Genomic DNA, 16,570 nt, shown 5'->3' with positions numbered 1-16,570 from the left:
GGGTGTTGGCCCGCACGGGCTGCGGGCCAACACCTCTACCGTGCCGGAATGTTCGAGCCCTCCTCAGGCGGCCGGCACCGTGTCCTCGAAGGTCGTGCCGGCCGTGCGGTAGTCGCCCACCAGCGTGCCCACCTGGGCGGGGGTGAGGACCTGGTCCTTCACGTGCAGGACGTAGTCCACCTGTTGGTCGTACGAACGCGGCGTGGTGCTGCTCTGCCCTGCCAGGTCGATCAGCCACTGGTTGAAGTTGATCGACATCGGCCGCTCCGGCAGGTAGGCGGCACCATGCGTGCCGAAGTGCTGACCGTCGACGTAGTAGGTGATGGCGTTGTTGTCGATGGTCACCACCAGGTCGTGCCAGCCCGCATAGCTCTGCCGGGCCTCGCTGTGCTGGTTGACGGCCTCCCAGGGGTCGGGGCGGTAGGTCTCCCACGAGGTCGTGTAGAGGATGTTGGCCGGTTCGCCCCAGCCGCCGTTGGGGAGGTACTCGAAGTCGTACTCCGCGTAGTCGTCCGCCATCGGTGCCTTGAGGTCGTTGATGGTGAAGAACGTCTGGACGAGACGGTCACCGTCGGGCCCCGACCTGGGCGCGTCGCTGAACTTCACGCGGGCCGCGTACGTGCCGTTGCGGAACTTCGTGGCCTGGGTGAGGATCTCCGTCTGCTCCGTGGACGAGGCGGTTCCGGCCGTGGACGTCTCCAGGTTCATCACCGAGTTGCCGTTCTGGGCGGCGAACGTGACGTTGTCCGGAGCCCAGGTCGCCCCGGGCACGCCGGGTCCGCCGGAGTTCGAGCGGACGCTCCAGCCATGTGCGGCGATCTTCGGATCGGTGTGGCCGCTGTAGTTGAAGTCGTCGAACAGCGTGGGGCCGTCGGCAGGCGGATCGGTGGGATCCGTGGGATCGGTCGGGTCGTTGCCTTCGGGTGCCTTACCCCAGGTCGTTTCTCCGCCCTGATGGGCGGTGACGCGCGGCCAGTCGCCGTACGTGGACCGCTCCTGGCCGAAGGAGTAGTCGTCGCTCTGCCGCACCTGCTGCCAGTTCGTCTGGTGGAAGCGCAGTTGCATGTCCCCGGTGTCCGCACCGGGTGCCAGGCTCCCTGCCCCGGAGGTGAACGCGATCTCCAGGTAGCGGTCGGCCGTGGCGGTCGGGTGGGCGAGCGTGCCGAAGGTGCCGGTGATGTTGGAGCAGCCCTTCACCGCCCAGGAGCAGGCGAACCGATAGGACGAGGAGGCCGCATCGGCCTTGAAGTAGTACCGCACCTTGACGTCGCTCAGCCGCACGGCGGAGCTGCCGGTGTTGCGGACCTTGAGCCAGGGTTCGCTCTGGTCGGCCGTCGCACCGGAGGCGCTCGTGCGGTACTGGACGACAAGACCGCCGGCTGCGGCGACGTCGGCGGAGGCGGGTGCCGCCGCCAGCGCGGTGCAGCTCAGGGCCAGGGTGGCCGCGGCGGCGGCTGCCGCGCGGATACGGCTCTTGGCGAGTTTCCTCATGGAGTGTCCCTCTCTGGAAAGGGTGGGGTCGCACGGACTGATCGGAGCTGTGCCTGCGGGAGCGGTCGGATGGGTCAGCTGGGCGCGAGGGGGCGGTAGCGGACGCCGAGGGCGTCGAGGCGGCCGGTGTGATGGCGCAGCCGCTCGAGGAAACCGGGCCAGTCGCTGCGGCTGCCGGACCAGGCCCGGTCCGCGAGGGCGCACAGGCGCGGGTAGGTGAGGTACTCGATCCGGTCGGGAGTCTTCACGTACTCCGTCCACAACTGCGCTTGTGTGCCCAGCACTTGGGCGCTCTCGTGTGGCTGCCAGTCGCCGGGCACGGGTTCGTTGCCGTGCACCTCGCGAAGTCCGACGGGGGCGCCGGGCTGCCCGGAGGGTTCACCGGGGTCACCGGACTGCGCGTAGTCGAGGTAGGTGGCACGGTGATGGGCGGCCACCACCTGGTGGCCGCGCCGGGCGGCGGCCAGGGCGTGGGCCGGGTCGCGCCAGGTCATCACGGCGAAGTCGAGGGGCAGTTCGGTTCCGGTCTCGGCCCAGCCGATCGGCCGTCGGCCCCGCTCCACGAGGAACGCGCCGATCTGTCCCATGAACCAGCCGTGCAGCTCCCGCGCGTCAGCAAGCCCCTCGGCCGCTGCACGGGTACGGGCCGTCGAGCTGTTCTCCCACTCGGTGGTCGGGCACTCCTCGCCGCCCAGGTGGATGTACGGGGAGGGGAAGACGTCCATGACCTCTTCCAGCACGGCCTTGCAGAAGTCGAGGGCCTGGTCGTGGACGCCGAGCACGGTGTCGCAGACGCCCCACCTCGTCCAGACGTCCAGGCGGCGCTGGGGGTGGTTGCCGAGCTCCGGGTAGGCGGCGAGGGCCGCGCGCACATGGCCGGGCATCTCGATCTCCGGCACGACGCTCACGCCTCGGTCCGCCGCGTAGGCGACCAGCGTCCTCAGCTCTTGCTTGGTGTACGTCCCCGCGTGCGGAACGCCGTCGAAGCGCTCGGTGCCCCGGCCCGGGGGCGCCGTCATCGACTGGGCCCGGTGAGCGCCGACCGAGCTCAGCCGCGGGTAGGCGTCGACCGGCATGCGCCAGCCCTGGTCGTCGGTGAGGTGGAGGTGGAGGGTGTTGAGTTTGTGGAAGGCGAGGAGATCCACGTATCTGAGCAGGTAGGAGACGGGCTGGAAATGCCGGGCGACATCGAGCATCGCCCCGCGCCAGGTGTGGCGCGGCACATCGCTGATCTCGACGCAGGGCAGTTCCCAGGAGCCGTCCGGAAACCGCCCCGACAGGGCATCGGCGGGCAGCAGCTGACGGACCGTCTGTACGGCGCGGAGCAGTCCTGTGGGGTGCTGGGCGCGCAGTACGAGGGTCTGCGGGCCGATCGTGATCCCGTACCCCTCCTCGCCGAGGCCGTTGAGCTGGGAGTCGAGGGCCAGCACGAGTTGCCCGTCGGCGGCGGGAGCCAGCGGCAGTCCGGTGACCGGAGTGAGCAGGGTGCGCAGGAGATCGGCTGCCGCGTGGGTCCCGGGCTGACAGCGCACGGTCGTGTGCCGGTCGAGAAGGAAGCGGCCGGGGCGCAGGGAGACCTTGCGGGGCCGGGGCACGAGGGAGCGCTCGGGGTGTGATGCGGGCATGCTGGGAGGCCTCCGGGGTGGTGAACTCGGATGGTTCGCGGAGTGGTTCGCGTACGCTCCTGGTGGGCCTGCTCTGCGGGCCTGCTTCGCGGGTCAGCCCTTGACGGCACCGGCCGCGAAGCCGGAGGTGACATGGCGCTGGAGCAGCAGGAAGATCACGAGCGCGGGCAGGGCGAACAGCGTGGAGGCGGCCATGGTCGCGCCCCAGTCGGTCCCGAACGTGTTCTGGAACGACGACAGCCAGACCGGCAGGGTGCGGTTGTCCTGCTCCTTGATGATCAGGAAGTTGGCGTAGGCGAATTCGTTCCACGCGGTGATGAAGCCGAAGAGGGAGGTCGCCATCAGACCGGGCATGAGCAGGGGCAGGGCCACCCGCCGAAATGCCCCGGCACGGCTGCATCCGTCGACCTGCGCCGCCTCCTCCAGCTCGGGCGGAATGGTCGCGATGAAGCCCCTCAGCACCACGATCGTGAAGGGCAGCGTGATCATGAAGTAGACCAGGGTCAGGGTCGGCAACCGGTCGAGCATGTCGGTGTCGCGGGAGATGATGTAGATGGGGATGATCAGCGATTCCCACGGGGCCATCTGCGCGATGAAGACCATGAGCATGAAGTGCCGCCGGCCCTTCCAGCGCATCCGCGCGACCGCGAAGGCCGCCCCCAGCGCGACCACCAGCGACAACAGCACCGCCCCGAGGGTGACCAGGATGCTGTTGCGCCAGAAGAGTTCGAATCCGTCGGCCTGTACTGCCTTGCGGAAGTGGTCGAGCGTCCAGGTGTGCGGGAAGAGCTGCGGGTCCGCGGACTGGATGTCCCGGGACGGTTTGAACGCGGTCGAGATCATCCAGTACACCGGGAACAGACACACCACGACGGTCACGACGGCGGCGGCGTTCAGCGGAATCCGGCGGAGGCGGGGTCGGAGAAGGGTCATCGCAGTTCGTCCTCCTGACGGAACATCTGGCGGAAGTAGAGGACGAGCACCCCGGACATCAGGACCACGGTGAGCATCGATGCGGCGGAGCCCAGGTCGTAGCGCTGACTGGAGAGCGCCGTCTGGACCGCGTACACGGGCAGGATCGTGGTGGCGTCTCCCGGACCCCCGCGGGTCATCACCCAGATCTGGACGAACGCCTTGAACGTCCAGATCACCTCCAGCGAGAAGACGAGGACGAAGATCGGCCGGAGCATCGGAAAGGTGACCGAGCGGAAGATGCGCGCCCCCGACGCTCCGTCGAGCCGGGCCGATTCGTACAGCTCGGTGGGGACGGTGGTGAGCGCCGAGTAGAGGGTGATCGCGGCAAAGGGAACGGACTGCCAGACGATCAGCATGACCAGGATCGCGAAGGCCGCGCCGCCGTTCGCGAACCACGGGTAGCGGTCGAACGAGTCGAAGCCCAGCGAGGTCAGCAACCAGTTGACGACGCCGAACTCCGAGTGGAACAGCCACTGGAAGACGGTGGTGGCCGCGACCACGGGCATCGCCCAGGCGAGCACCAGCGCGCAGAGAACCACCGTGCGGCCCGCCTTCGCCAGCCGCTCCGTCATCAGGGCGACCAGCGTGGAGATCACCATGATCAGTACGACGTTGACGGCCATGAAGGCGAAGGTGCGGGCGACCACTTCCCAGAACCGCGGATCGGACAGCAGCGTCCGGTAGTTCCGCAGCCCCACGAACTCCGCGTCTCCGGCGATCAGTTGGCGCAGCCGGAAGTCCTGGAGCGAGATCAGCACGGCCCGCAGCAGCGGGTAGACGAGGAGATAGAGCATGCCGCCGATCGCCGGTGCGATCAGGGCGTACGGCCAGAGACCGTGCGCGGGCCGGTGGCGCCGGAACCGCCGCCGCGGTGACGTTCCCGAGGAGGCGGGAGCCGTGCGGTGCTGGGGGGTGCGTGGAGTGGACCGCTCGCGGATGGCCGGCACGGCACGTCTCCTCTCGACGAAGTCCGCGGAGTCAGGAATGGGCGTTCATGGCCCGGGTGATGGCCTCCGACGCCTTCGCCGCCTCCTTCGCGGCGTCACCGCCGATGAGGACCGCGGTCATGTAGTCCTTGATCGGGTTCTCGGCCTCCACCGCGGCCCAGCCGGGGGTGTTGGGCGTCGCGTGCCCGTTCGCCGCGCCCACCGCCATCGCGGAGGCGCCGGGGTCGTCCGCCACGGCCGATGCCAGGGTGGTCCGGTTGGGCACATAGCTCATGGCCACGGCCAGCTTCTTCTGCCAGGTGTCGCCCGTCAGTTCCCCGATGAGCGTCAACGCCTCGTCGGAGTGGGGTGCCGCGGCGGGAACGACCAGATCGGAACCGCCGGTGAAGACGGCGCCCGGCGTGCCGGCGCTCTTGCCGGGAATCGGGAAGAAGCCCAGCTTGTCCTTGAGCTCGGGGTTGTTCTCGATGATGGCGTTGGCGCCGCCAGGGGTGGAGATGATCTGGGCCACCTTCCCCTTCGCCATCACCTGGGCCTGCGGCGGATCGTCCTCGTCGGAGTCCTTGGGGCCCTTGCCCAGCGCCTGGAGGCGGGCGTAGAACTCCATGCCGCGCAGGGCCTCGGGCGTGTCGAGGGCGCCCTTCCACTTGCTGCCGGACTTGGTGGCGAAGTCGCCGCCCTCGTCCCAGATGAAGCCGCCGAGCGCGTACCACATCTGTCCGGGCAGATAAATGCCCTGCGTACCGCCCTTGTTCAGCTTCGTGCTCGCCTTGACCCACTGATCGCGCGTCTTGATCGCGGTGGCATCGACACCGGCCTTCTTGAACAGGTCGGTGCGGTAGATGACGACGCGGTTCGCCGCGTAGTAGGGGATGCCGTACTGCTTTCCCTCGTACGAACCGGGCTCGGCGAGGCCCTTGAGCCAGTCCTCGCCCTTCAGCTCCCGCTTGCTGTCACTGAGGTCGAGCAGCCCCCCGCTCGCGGCGAACTGCGCCACCTGGGTGTTGCCCACCTCGATCACGTCCGGCGCGTCATTGCTGGCAAGGGCGGCGGTGATCTTCTCGCCGATGCCGTCCCACTCCTGGATCTGGACCTTGACCTTGATCTTCGAGTGCTTGGCCTCGAAGCCTTTGACGAACTCCTTCTGGAAGGCGGCCGAGACGCTGTCGCGCATCAGCCAGACGTCGACCGTCGTCCGTCCGTCGCCGCCCTCGTCGGCGGAGCCGCCACAGGCACTGAGTGTGGCGGCCATGACAAGTGCGGAACTACCGGCAAGCAAGCGGTACTTCACGATTCACCTCGGAGAGAGCAAGACCGGACCACCTGACCAGTGAAGCCCACTGGTAAGTTCGGCTCTTAATGCTGGACGAAGGTGGCATAGACCAATGAGGCCGTCAACCCCTGGCGCTGAACGTGGAACTGGCGATCTCGCCCGGCTGGCGCACGGTTCCGTTCACCGGATGGACGGCTACACTTGACCTGACCAGTGCCCCAGTTGGGCCGCTGGTTGCCTGAACTGGTAAATAAATGAGATCAGTGGGGACACCATGGATGCCGATGTACCCGGGACGGTGCTCAAGCGGGAGAAGGCCCGAGATGCCGTCCTTGAGCTGATCGAGTCGCGCAGCCCCGGAGATGCCATCCCCTCCGAGCGTGCCCTGTGCGCCCAACTCGCCGTGTCGAGGCCCACCCTGCGCGCGGCCATCGACGAGCTGGTGGCCGCGGGGTTCTTGGTCCGCCAACACGGCCGCGGCATGTTCGTCGCTCCCGCGAAGATCACCCAGGAGCTGGTCTCCGGGGGCCGCGCCCTGACCGTTCCGCAGGCGGAGGGCACGTGGTCGAGCCGGCTGCTGGAGTTCACCACCCACCAGGCCGGCGCCCGGATCGGCCGCAAGCTGCGGATGTCACCCGCCGAGGAGATCCTCTACGTCGCCAGGCTCCGGTTGGTCGACGGCGCCCCGATGGCGATCGAGCATCTGCACCTCAGGGCCCAACTGGCCCCCGGCCTCTCGGCCAGGGAGCTGGAAAGCGGAGACCTCTACGAGCACCTGCGCGACACCCACGGGGTGCACGTCCACGAGGCCGTACAGGCCATCGAGCCGACCGTCGTGACCCGGGCCGAGGCCAAGCTCCTCGACGTTCCCGAGCTTTCCCCGGCGCTGCTGTTCGAACGGCTGACCTCCGACACCACCGGCCGGCCCGTCGAGTACGTCCACTCCCTGTACCGGGGCGACCGCTACCGCATCGTCTCCCGGCTCACGCTCGGCCCGGCGGCCGAGGTCCAGACCGCCGAGGACGGCCACCATCCGGGCATTCCACCGGGCGATTTCGCCCTCGGAGACGCCATGACGTCGTCGACCCGGGGGGACGTCCAGGGGAGCAACCACTGACATCGTCGGTGGGTCACGCTTCTAGGCCTGCTTCTAAGCCCGCTTCTAGGCGCGCGGACCAGTCCGTGATCGACTATCGGTCCCGCAGCGACGTGAGGACACCGTGATCAGCGACCACAAGACCGCGCGCACGCTGTCCCGCGTCGGCGCGACCGCGGTCCTCGCGCTGCTCGCGGCCGGCTGCAGTCCGCCCGAGCACCCGCTGGTGGCCATCGGCAAGGGCCCGGACGGCGACGTACGAGCGCTGCTGCGGCCCTGCTCGCAGGATGATCACCCTCGGAAGGTGGAGCTCTTCGGCAGCGATGAGAAGGACGGCAAGGGGGACTCCACGGTCCTGGACTACTGGTCGGCTCAGCCGCCCGGTTCGGTCACCGGTGAGCAGGAGTTCAGCCTCTTCGAACTGCCGAAGGGCTGGCGGGACGATGCCGGTTCGGCGACGAAGCTGGCATCGGGCGGGGACTACTCGGTGAGCTTCGTCGTCGGGCGGGGCGACACCGTGCGCTACAAGGGTCGCGCCATCTTCACGCGCGCGGACGTCGAGGGCCTGGCGCCCGGCCAGTGGTGGGCCGACGGCAAAGCCATGAGCCGCGCACAGTTCCGCGAGCAGGCGGACGACGCCTGCTGAGGGCCGCGGGGACCGGCCCGCTGCGAGATGCCCTCCCTCCAGGTCACCTCCAGGTCAGTGCGGCTCGGTGCGGTTGAGGAGTGCGCTGACGGTGAGGGCGAGTACGGCGCGTGCCTGATCCTCATTCAGCTGGAGGTCGGTGCGCAGAGTTTCCCACTGTGGCCAGACGCTGGCCGCGAGGAGGGCGTCCACGAGTTCTCGCCGGGCGGGTGCGGGCAGGCGGGCCAGTTCCGTGGCGAAGACGGATTCCGCGTCGGCACGGGCCAACGCGAGCGTCTCCTGTTTGATCAGGCGCAGTCCCTCGGAGAACGGTTCATGAATGCGCGCCGCCCGCCAGCTCGGGGCCATGGTCTCCAGCACGCGTGCGCGTTGCGCGGCGAACGCCTCGATCCGCTCGGTCAGCGGCCCCTCCGGCTCGATGGGTTCGATGAGGGAGAGCAGGATCTCGACGTCTCGCCGACCGGCGTGGGCGAGCAGGCTCTCCATGTCCTCGAAGTGCTGCCAGACGGTACGCAAGGACACCCCGGCCTGTTTGGCGATGCGGGGCGCCGTCGGCCGCAGATCCCCCTCGGTGTTCAGCGCGCGGATGGCGTCGATGATGGCCAGACGGGTCCGCCGGGAGCGGGCCGCACGACCGTCCGTCGGCTGCTCCGGCGAGGTTTGGGCGGCGGCTGGGCTCGTCCCCTGTGGTACTCGGCTGGTGTCCCCGGCGTCGTGGGTCGTGTGCTGGGAGGTGGCCGGTCGCTTCGTCATGGGGACACCGTCTCAGGCCGTCCCGCCGTCGTGGCGGTCTGCAGGCGTCGGGCGTCCCTTTCGGGGCGCAGGAAGCAGGTGGCCAGCAAGCCGGCTGCGGCGGTCAGTGCGGCGGTGGCCAGGAAGGCCGTCCGGTAGCCGTCGGCCACGGTGTCGGCGGTGTCGACGATGCGGCCGATGCTCCATGGGGCCAGGATCCCGGCCAGGGCGAAGACTCCCGCCAGGATGCCGAGGACCACGCCCCGCTGGGCGGTTGGGGCGATGCGTGAGCAGGCGGTCTGCGCGACGGTCATGATGATGTTGGCGAAGGCCATGGGCCCCAGCATCAGCACGACCTTGACCCACAGAATGTCGGTGAGGGCGAAGAGGGCGACGGCGACCGCGGTGACACACAGCGCCACGCCGCCGCCCCAGCCGGCGCCGGGGGTCGTCCTGCGCCGTACGTACAGGCCGTGCGAGAGCAGCACGATGCCGCCGGCCAGGGCGCCTGCGGTGACGAGGATTCCGGCCTGCTGCAGGGACAGGCCTGCGACCTCGGTGAGGTAGTCGGGGATCCAGGTCAGGCTGGAGCTGAGTATCCAGTACGCGGCGAACGCACCGAACGCGACCGTGGCGAAGGTGCCCGTGAACAGGATCCGTCGGTAGGGCACCGTCTGCGGCTGGTCGGTGGTGGACTCGGCGGTGGTGGGCACGGCGTGGGGACCTTCGGTACCGCGCGGCATCCAGTACGCGGCCCAGACCAGACCCACCAGGCCCACCACGCCGAAGGCCCACCGCCATCCGAAGTGCGCGATGACCAGGGTGAGTACGGGAGCCGCGACGGCCACACCGGCGGCCGCGCCGGTGAGCACGACGGCGGTGGGCAGGGTGCGCTCTTCCTGTGCGAACCAGCCGTGCAGATGGTGCATGGCCACCGGAGTGGCGGGGCCCTCGGCCGCCCCCAGCAGGACCCGGGTCAGGAGCAGGGTGGTGAAGCCGGCCGCCGGCCAGAGCATGGGCAGTTGCGCGGCCGACCACAGCACGGCCATGGCAAGCAGCAGCACCGAGGTGCGCACCTTGCGGGTCAGGAAGGAGACACCCAGTGCGGCCAGGCTGAACAGGGTGAAGAAGGCCGCCGAGGCGGCGCCGAACTCCTGTCGGGTCAGGTGCAGGTCGTCCATGATGGGCTGCGCGGACAGCCCCAGTACGGTCTTGTCGGCGAAGTTCACCAGAATGAAGGCCATGAGCGCCCATGTGGTGCGCCAGCCGGTCATGCGCGTCGTGGTGGGCCGTGGCTTGTTCATGATGACGCCTCCGGTGCTCGGCTCGAGAGGTCGAGAGGGCATGGGGATGCGCGGGTCGGGGCGAGCACGCAGGTGCGCCGCGCCGGAGGCTGCGGGAAGCGCGGTGGCCGGGGCGTGTCAGGGGTGCTCGAGCCGCGGAGGTGCGGCGAGGTCTGCCCGGGGTGCGCGGTCCGGCGCGGTGTGGGCGCGCAGGGCTTTGCGGTCGAGCTTTCCGACGCTGGTCAGGGGGAGTTGGCCGAGTACGTAGATGTCGCGCGGGTATTTGTGGGCCGCGAGATGGTCGCGCGCGTAGGCGATCAATTCCGCGGGCTGCGTCTGGTGGCCGGGGTGCAGGGCGACGAAGGCGACGACCTCTTCGCCCAGGCGCGGATCGGGGCGCCCGACCACACCGGCCTGGGCGACGTGCGGGTGGGTCATGAGGGTGTCTTCGATGTCGCGGGGGTAGACGTTGAAGCCGCCGCGCAGGATGAGGTCCTTCTTGCGGTCGACGACGTAGAGGAAGCCGTCGCTGTCGAGGTGGCCGATGTCGCCGGTGTGCAGCCAGCCGTCGCGCAGCGTCTGGGCGGTGAGGGTGGGGGAGTGCCAGTAGCCCCCCATGACACCGGCGGAGCGTACGCAGATCTCCCCGTCGCTCCCTGCGGGCAGGGCGTGGCCCGCGTCGTCGTGGATCTCGACGGCGTACCCGGGCAGCGGCCGGCCCACGGAGTCCGCTCGGATGTGGCCGGGCCGGGTGGCGGAGACGACCGAGCCGGATTCGGTGAGCCCGTAGCCCTCCAGGATGCGGCTGTGGGGCAGACGTTCCTGCCAGGCGAGCCGGGTCTCGTACGGCAGCGGAGCGCCGCCGCTGTTGACCAGGCGAAGCTCGGACAGGTCGGCGTTCTCCAGGGGCTGGCCGAGCAGCATCTGGAGCATGCTGGGGACCAGGGTGGTGCGCTGGATGCGGTGCTCCTCTGCGAGCGTGAGCCACTCGGCAGGGTCGAACCAGCGTTGTAGCACGCCGAGTTGGGGATGCGGGGCCTGCCAGCCGGCCAGCGTCACGATCAGTCCGTAGGCGTGGGACAGGGGCACCGGGATGAGGGTGCGGTTGATCTGATCGGTGAGGCCGGGTTCCTCGCCCGCCTGGTATGCGGCGAGTGAGCAGGCGTACAGGTTGCGGTGGCTGAGCATGACGCCCTTGGCGCGGCCGGTGGTGCCACCGGTGTAGAGCAGGGCGGCCAGCTCTTCGTGCGCCCGGGAGACGATCCCGGCGGCGTCGGCGGTTTCCAACTCGGGGATGGTGGAGACGGCCAGGGCCTGCGGCAGGCGGGCTGCCGCCTCGTCGTCAAGAGAGTCGTCCGCCAGGATGACGTGGCGCAGATCGGGGGCGTCGGCCGCGGCTGCGGCGACGGTGGCCAGCAGCCCCGTGACGGTGACGATCGCGCGGGCCCCGGAGTCGGTCAGGATGTGCGTGAGTTCGGCCGGGCTCACCAGGAACATGACCGGGGTGACCACGGCGCCGGCCCGCCAGATCGCGTTGTAGGCGACGGACACCTCGGGCCGGTTCGCCATCAGCACCACGACCCGGTCGCCGGGTCGGACGCCGAGCCGGCTCAGCGCGCCGCCGACCCTCGCCGCTTGCTCCTGCAGTTGTGCGAAGCGGTGCACCCGGCCTTCGTACACCAGCGCATCGTGGTCTCCGTGCCGCTCGTGGGCGGCCTCCGGGAGCAGGGCGAGATGCAACGCGCGATGGATCGCCATGGCCCTTCCTTTCTTGTCTGCTCTTGTCTGTCCGTGCCGGGCGTCTTGCGGTGTGAGGGGTCACCGTGCCGCTCGGGTCCAGCGGTCGACGTGGTGGACGCTGGCCGTCATCGCCGCGCGATCGATGTCGCGCAGGTCGATGCCCTGGCCAAGCGCGGTGAGCGTGGTCAAGGTGAGCGGCCCGCCGATGTGTTCGGCGAACTCGCCCAGTCCGTCCAGGACGCGGGGGTCGGCCAGCTCCGGCACGGGCGTGCGTGAACCGAGCGCCGCGAGCAGCGACATCACGCGTTCCCAGGCGCTCTTGCGCAGCAGGCCGGTGTAGCGGGCGTAGGTGGTGTCGACGGCGATCCCGAGGGCGACCGCCTCACCGTGGCGCAGCCTGAATCCGCTGAGCTGCTCCAGTTTGTGGGCCGCCCAGTGGCCGAAATCCAGCGGGCGGCCCGATCCGGTCTCGAAGGGGTCACCGGCGCCGGTGATGTGCTGCAGGTGCAGCTGGGCGCAGCGCCGGATGAGGCGGTGCATCGCCGCACTGTCCCGGGCGGCCAACGCAGGTGCGTCGGCCTCGAGTTGGGTGAAGAACCCCACGTCCTTGAGTGCGGCGACCTTCACCGCCTCGCTCATGCCCGCACGCCAGTCCCTGTCCGAGACGGTGGCCAGCAGGCTGGCGTCGTTGATGACGCCCCGTGGCGGGGCGAAGGTGCCGATGAAGTTCTTCTGCCCGCAGGCGTTGACCCCGTTCTTCACGCCGATTCCGGCGTCCGCCTGCGCGAGGACCGTGCTCGGCATGCGGATCAGGCGGACCCCGCGGTGCGCGGTCGCCGCGGCGAACCCAGCGGCGTCCAGCACGGCGCCGCCGCCGATGGCCAGCACATGAGCGTGCCGGTCCAGGTGGTGCTCGGCGATGGCCGCACGGATCGGGGCCCCGTGCCCCATGCCGTCCTTGACCCGCTCCCCGGCGGGCAGGACGATCGGATCTCCGACGAACTCCAGGTCCTCAAAATGCCGTTTGCCGTAGGCGGCCAGCCGGTCGGGCAGATCGGGCTGTGCGGCGAGCAGTCCGGCATCCAGCACCGCCAGCAGCCGTCCGCCGCCGTCGTCGCGCAGGGTCGCGGCGAGGGTGGCGTCCTCCAGGTGGAGAGCATCGGGGGTGAAGTGCACGTCGTAGCCGTAGGAGACGCTGAAGCGTGCCGCGAGCGAGGCGCTCACCAGGGCATCCGCCATATCGCACCGCTGCCCGCGGCGGCGTCCATGGTGCCCTTGCCCGGCTCGAAGTGGCCGAAATCCAGGGCATAGAGGTATCCGTCGGGGCCGAAGCGGACGTCGATGGGGCGTTTCAGCGGGCAGGTGAGGGGGGTGCTGCTCCAGTCGGCGGGGTCGAGGAGCGCCAAGCTTCTGCCGACGCGTGGTCCCGACGGTGCGGTCATGGGTATTTCGTCGCCGAACAGCGCCACCAGGATCCGTCCCTCCGGTGTGTGGTCCATTTTCACCGCGGACACATGCGGCTCGAAGGACACCAGCGGCGTTTGCGGCGTGGGCAGTTCATCGTGGTTGGCGAGAACGAAGCCGGGGGCCTCACCCTGTTCGGGGGCGAAGCGGGGGTCATGGACGGGGACGCCGCCGATGAAGTCGGGCCAGCCGTACCAGGCGCCCTCGCGCACCTCGAACAACAGCTCCGGGACGCCGCCGACGGGGCGGCTGCCGCGGTCGTCCGCGCCCTGGTCGGTGGCCAGCAGTCGCCCGTCGGGCAGGAAGAGCAGCCCGAAGGCGTTGCGCAGCCCCCAGGCCACCAGCTTCAGGTCGCTGCCGTCCTTCGCGCAGCTCATCACCGCCGAGGTGCACGGCAGCTCTGCCCGAATGCGGGTTCCGGCCGGGTGGGCGGTGTTGAACTGGGCGAACGGGCCGGTGACCGCGCTCGTACCGGGGTGAAGGGGATTGCCGGTGCGGGCCCGCACCCCGGTCAGCTCGATCTCCAGGCCGGGCACGTCGATCGGGTGGGGGATCTTTTTCAGCCAGCCGATGTCCAGGGCATCGAGGCCGAGGACCGAGGTGTTGGTGGCCGCGCCCTGGCTGAAGTAGAGCCTGCCGTCCGGGCCGAAGGCGGTCATGTTGGTCTGGTAGTTGCCGCCGCCCGGCAGGTTGTCGAGGACGACCGCCGGCGGGCCGCCGTCCAGGCCGAGCCGCAGGATCCGACCGGGCTGGCCGCCCTCGGAGACGTACAGGGCGCCGTCGTGGCAGGTGAGGCCGGTCACCGGCGTACGCAGTCCCTCGGCGAGCAGGTCCCGGCAGTCCGTGCCGATCCGCCAGATGCGGCCGCCGGCCGGTGCGCCGCCGAACGGCAGCCCCGACTCGGCGACGTACAACTGCCCTTGCGCGTCGAAGGTGATGCTGGTGGGGAAGTGGAGTCCGCGGGCGAAGGGCTCCAGGGGCAGTGCGGCCTCCGGGGCCTCGTGCGTCGGTGGTGCGGTCGTGGCCATACGTGCTCCTTGCCAGGTGAAGGTGCCGATCACCCACAGGTGAAGGTGCCGATCACCACCCACAGGTGATGGTGCCGATTGCCCAGGTGAGGGGGCCGGGCCGCCTGCCCCCGTACAGGCGGCCCGGCGCTCCGCGGCCGTCAGGTCGAGGCAGAGGACCGGTCAGTACAGGCCCAGCGAACGGATCCCGCCGGGGGCGGCGGCCCCCCAGGTCCATCCGTAGCCGACGTACACCCGGCCGCCCGAGACGGTGGGGCCGCTCGCGGCGCCCTTCTCGATGATCGTGGCGCCGTCGGGGGTGCCGATGTACTTGGTCAGCAGCGTGCGTCCGGTCGCCGCGCTGTGGGCGCGCAGCGTGCCCTCCCAAGTGGTGAAGTACAGCACCCCGTTGGCGACGGCGACGCCGCCGAAGCCGCCTTCGGGCAGGTCGGTCTGCCACTTGGTGGCGCCGGTGGTGGCGTTCAGGGCGAACAGCGTGGACGCGGTGGGCCGGGCGTCGGCGCGGCTGGTCGCGGTGGCCTCGGTGTTGCCGACGGCGTAGATCGTGTTGTCGGCGTAGGCGGTGGTGTGCTCGATGCCGCCCAGCTGGGTGCCCTCCACCAGCTTCCTGGACCACACCGGCTCACCGGTCTTGGCGTCGAACGCCTTGTAGGAGCCGCCCTTGTCCCCGCAGCCCACGACGCGCCGGCCGTTCACCGTGAACAGGTTCGGGGCGGCGCCCAGGTCGGCGTCCTTCCCGAAGGGCGCGGCGTCGGAGAAGACGTCGTCGGCGGTGTACTGGTGATGCCAGGCGATCTTCCCGGTGCGGTAGTCGATGGCCACCAGTGAGTCCGACATCGGCCCGGCCGGACGGCTGTAGGCCTGGCCCGTGCCGATGTAGGCGAGTCCGAGCTTCGTGTCGACGGCGGCGGAGGACCACACCGAGACCCCCGTGCAGTCCCCTGTGCACACGGGCGTACGCCACTTCACCGCGCCCGTGGCGATGTCCAGGCCGACCACACTGCCCTGGAACGGCGGACTGGCCGGGCTGAAGACCTGGAACGAGGCACTGCCGATGATCAGCGTGTCGCCCGCGACGACCGGGGAGGACCAGATCAGAGCGTTCGGCGTCGACTCGATGCCGACGCCCCACTTCTTGGCACCGGTCTTCTTGTCGACGGCATAGACCATGCCGCCGTACCCGGCGCTGTAGACCGTGTCGCCCACCACCGCCGGGGAGCCGGGCAGCTGGGCGGGATTCAGCTTGGTCTGCCAGATCGAGGCGCCCGACTTGGCCTTGCGTGCGGTGAGGTTGCCCGCGAAGTCCGAGTAGTACACGACGTCGTCGACCACGGCGGGCGTACTGGTGACCGCTGCCCCGGGAGCGCTCCACTTCTCGGCCAGGTTCTTGGCATTCCCCGCATCGAGCAGCCACTCGTCGGCGCTGCGCGTGTTGGCCTTGTCGTGTCCGAAACCGGGCCAGTCACTGGACACGAGCGGACCGGCCTGGGCCGCGGGTGCCGCCTGTGGCTGGGCGCTCCCTGACCGCATGGCGGTCGCGGAACCCGGGCCGGCCAGGGCCAGGGCGGCTGTGGCGGCGATCAGCGCGGTGATCGACTTCCTTGTCGTCACAAGCATGGATGTCTCTGCCTTCCTTGCTTCCTCGATGGGGAACCGCTGAAAGGGCAAGATCGCAGAACTATTGGCACCCGTAGTGCAAATAGCTGGGCGCGGAAGGAGTATGGACTGATTGCACCAAGGGTGCAATATGTTGGCGCGAAGCTCGTGCGGAGCCGCCTACTGCTCAGCGCCGACCCGCCGACCGGGGCCCGGTCGGCGCCGGAGCGGTGGAAACGTGGTGTGCGCGGCTGATGGAAGGGGGTACCGTCTTGGTCATGTTCTTCCAGAGGCCGATTTACGAGTGAGAGCGTGACGGGCTCCTGCTGACGTCCTTCGACGTCGCCGCGCCCGTCCCCCACCGCCGATGAATCCGTAGATCACTTCACATCATTTCGGGAGAACCCGTGAGCAAGAACATCAACAACCCCGTGGGCCAGGGCGGCGGCCAGCGCAAGAAGCTGTCGCGCGCCGAACGGCAGAACAACGGCCCGCACCGCAACCTCGACCGCCAGGGTGCCGCCGACCAGAAGGCGGAGCTGGTGCGCAAGATGCGCGAGAAGGCAGGCGCAGCCGAGGGCACGGCCGACGGCGCCGGGCAGACGGACGACGACACCGCACAGAGCTGACGCACCGCCGCCACAGGGCGGCACAGCAGGGGGCAGGGCCCGGAC

The 16,570-nt window shown here is 69.8% G+C and carries 14 protein-coding genes; 3 read left to right on the top strand and 11 right to left on the bottom strand.

Annotated features, from left to right (window positions below):
• Positions 1-63: 63 nt before the first annotated feature.
• The 5 genes from ACFUPX_RS34900 to ACFUPX_RS34880 form a co-directional block, all read right to left on the bottom strand.
• Complete coding sequence (locus ACFUPX_RS34900; protein WP_383332021.1) at positions 64-1,491, bottom strand: cellulose binding domain-containing protein; 1,428 nt, start codon at positions 1,489-1,491, stop codon at positions 64-66.
• Positions 1,492-1,565: 74 nt separating this feature from the next.
• Complete coding sequence (locus ACFUPX_RS34895) at positions 1,566-3,116, bottom strand: beta-N-acetylhexosaminidase (RefSeq protein WP_383332019.1); 1,551 nt, start codon at positions 3,114-3,116, stop codon at positions 1,566-1,568.
• Between the two features lie 93 nt (positions 3,117-3,209).
• Positions 3,210-4,049 carry a carbohydrate ABC transporter permease gene (locus ACFUPX_RS34890; protein WP_383332017.1) on the bottom strand — a complete coding sequence of 280 codons (840 nt, stop codon included), beginning with the start codon at positions 4,047-4,049 and terminating at the stop codon, positions 3,210-3,212.
• The gene (locus ACFUPX_RS34885; protein WP_383332015.1) at positions 4,046-5,038 is read right to left on the bottom strand and encodes a carbohydrate ABC transporter permease; all 993 of its coding nucleotides are present in this window, start codon (positions 5,036-5,038) and stop codon (positions 4,046-4,048) included. The genes ACFUPX_RS34890 and ACFUPX_RS34885 overlap by 4 nt, the downstream gene beginning before the upstream one ends.
• A 31-nt stretch (positions 5,039-5,069) precedes the next feature.
• Complete coding sequence (locus ACFUPX_RS34880; protein WP_383332013.1) at positions 5,070-6,329, bottom strand: extracellular solute-binding protein; 1,260 nt, start codon at positions 6,327-6,329, stop codon at positions 5,070-5,072.
• A 256-nt stretch (positions 6,330-6,585) separates the two neighbouring features.
• Between ACFUPX_RS34880 and ACFUPX_RS34875 the strand changes: the two genes are divergently transcribed.
• Positions 6,586-7,428, top strand: a complete 843-nt coding sequence (locus ACFUPX_RS34875) for a GntR family transcriptional regulator (RefSeq protein ID WP_383332011.1) — start codon at positions 6,586-6,588, stop codon at positions 7,426-7,428.
• 103 nt (positions 7,429-7,531) lie between these two features.
• On the top strand, positions 7,532-8,053 hold the full coding sequence (locus tag ACFUPX_RS34870) for a hypothetical protein (protein ID WP_383332009.1): 522 nt from the start codon (positions 7,532-7,534) through the stop codon (positions 8,051-8,053).
• 54 nt (positions 8,054-8,107) lie between these two features.
• Here ACFUPX_RS34870 and ACFUPX_RS34865 read toward each other — a convergent pair whose 3' ends face one another.
• The 6 genes from ACFUPX_RS34865 to ACFUPX_RS34840 form a co-directional block, all read right to left on the bottom strand.
• Complete coding sequence (locus tag ACFUPX_RS34865) at positions 8,108-8,806, bottom strand: TetR/AcrR family transcriptional regulator (RefSeq protein WP_383332007.1); 699 nt, start codon at positions 8,804-8,806, stop codon at positions 8,108-8,110.
• Complete coding sequence (locus tag ACFUPX_RS34860; protein ID WP_383332005.1) at positions 8,803-10,089, bottom strand: MFS transporter; 1,287 nt, start codon at positions 10,087-10,089, stop codon at positions 8,803-8,805. Before ACFUPX_RS34860 ends, ACFUPX_RS34865 begins: the two co-directional genes overlap by 4 nt.
• Before the next feature lie 117 nt (positions 10,090-10,206).
• Positions 10,207-11,826 carry a class I adenylate-forming enzyme family protein gene (locus ACFUPX_RS34855; protein ID WP_383332003.1) on the bottom strand — a complete coding sequence of 540 codons (1,620 nt, stop codon included), beginning with the start codon at positions 11,824-11,826 and terminating at the stop codon, positions 10,207-10,209.
• 60 nt (positions 11,827-11,886) lie between these two features.
• A complete protein-coding gene (locus ACFUPX_RS34850) occupies positions 11,887-13,047 on the bottom strand; it encodes a 3-dehydroquinate synthase (RefSeq protein ID WP_383332001.1) in 1,161 nt (386 codons plus the stop codon).
• Complete coding sequence (locus tag ACFUPX_RS34845; RefSeq protein WP_383331999.1) at positions 13,029-14,300, bottom strand: PQQ-dependent sugar dehydrogenase; 1,272 nt, start codon at positions 14,298-14,300, stop codon at positions 13,029-13,031. The genes ACFUPX_RS34850 and ACFUPX_RS34845 overlap by 19 nt, the downstream gene beginning before the upstream one ends.
• A gap of 162 nt (positions 14,301-14,462) precedes the next feature.
• Positions 14,463-15,917, bottom strand: a complete 1,455-nt coding sequence (locus ACFUPX_RS34840; protein WP_383331997.1) for a PQQ-binding-like beta-propeller repeat protein — start codon at positions 15,915-15,917, stop codon at positions 14,463-14,465.
• A gap of 386 nt (positions 15,918-16,303) precedes the next feature.
• On the opposite strand from ACFUPX_RS34840, the gene ACFUPX_RS34835 reads away from it, so the two are divergent.
• Positions 16,304-16,525: a DUF6243 family protein gene (locus tag ACFUPX_RS34835; RefSeq protein ID WP_383331995.1), complete on the top strand. Its 222-nt coding sequence runs from the start codon at positions 16,304-16,306 to the stop codon at positions 16,523-16,525.
• The last annotated feature ends 45 nt before the right edge of the window (positions 16,526-16,570 follow it).

This window comes from Streptomyces sp. NPDC057302, from assembly GCF_042667685.1.
In the GTDB taxonomy this organism is placed as follows: Bacteria; Actinomycetota; Actinomycetes; order Streptomycetales; family Streptomycetaceae; genus Streptomyces.
This window is presented reverse-complemented; position numbering and strand designations above follow the sequence as displayed.

Bases quoted from the DNA above. Each gene is read 5' to 3' on its own strand.
- ACFUPX_RS34865 (WP_383332007.1), bottom strand. From the start codon at position 8,806: ATGACGAAGCGACCGGCCACCTCCCAGCACACGACCCACGACGCCGGG.
- ACFUPX_RS34840 (WP_383331997.1), bottom strand. From the start codon at position 15,917: ATGCTTGTGACGACAAGGAAGTCGATCACCGCGCTGATCGCCGCCACA.
- ACFUPX_RS34860 (WP_383332005.1), bottom strand. From the start codon at position 10,089: ATGAACAAGCCACGGCCCACCACGACGCGCATGACCGGCTGGCGCACC.
- ACFUPX_RS34855 (WP_383332003.1), bottom strand. From the start codon at position 11,826: ATGGCGATCCATCGCGCGTTGCATCTCGCCCTGCTCCCGGAGGCCGCC.
- ACFUPX_RS34890 (WP_383332017.1), bottom strand. From the start codon at position 4,049: ATGACCCTTCTCCGACCCCGCCTCCGCCGGATTCCGCTGAACGCCGCC.
- ACFUPX_RS34845 (WP_383331999.1), bottom strand. From the start codon at position 14,300: ATGGCCACGACCGCACCACCGACGCACGAGGCCCCGGAGGCCGCACTG.
- ACFUPX_RS34895 (WP_383332019.1), bottom strand. From the start codon at position 3,116: ATGCCCGCATCACACCCCGAGCGCTCCCTCGTGCCCCGGCCCCGCAAG.
- ACFUPX_RS34875 (WP_383332011.1), top strand. From the start codon at position 6,586: ATGGATGCCGATGTACCCGGGACGGTGCTCAAGCGGGAGAAGGCCCGA.
- ACFUPX_RS34900 (WP_383332021.1), bottom strand. From the start codon at position 1,491: ATGAGGAAACTCGCCAAGAGCCGTATCCGCGCGGCAGCCGCCGCCGCG.
- ACFUPX_RS34850 (WP_383332001.1), bottom strand. From the start codon at position 13,047: ATGGCGGATGCCCTGGTGAGCGCCTCGCTCGCGGCACGCTTCAGCGTC.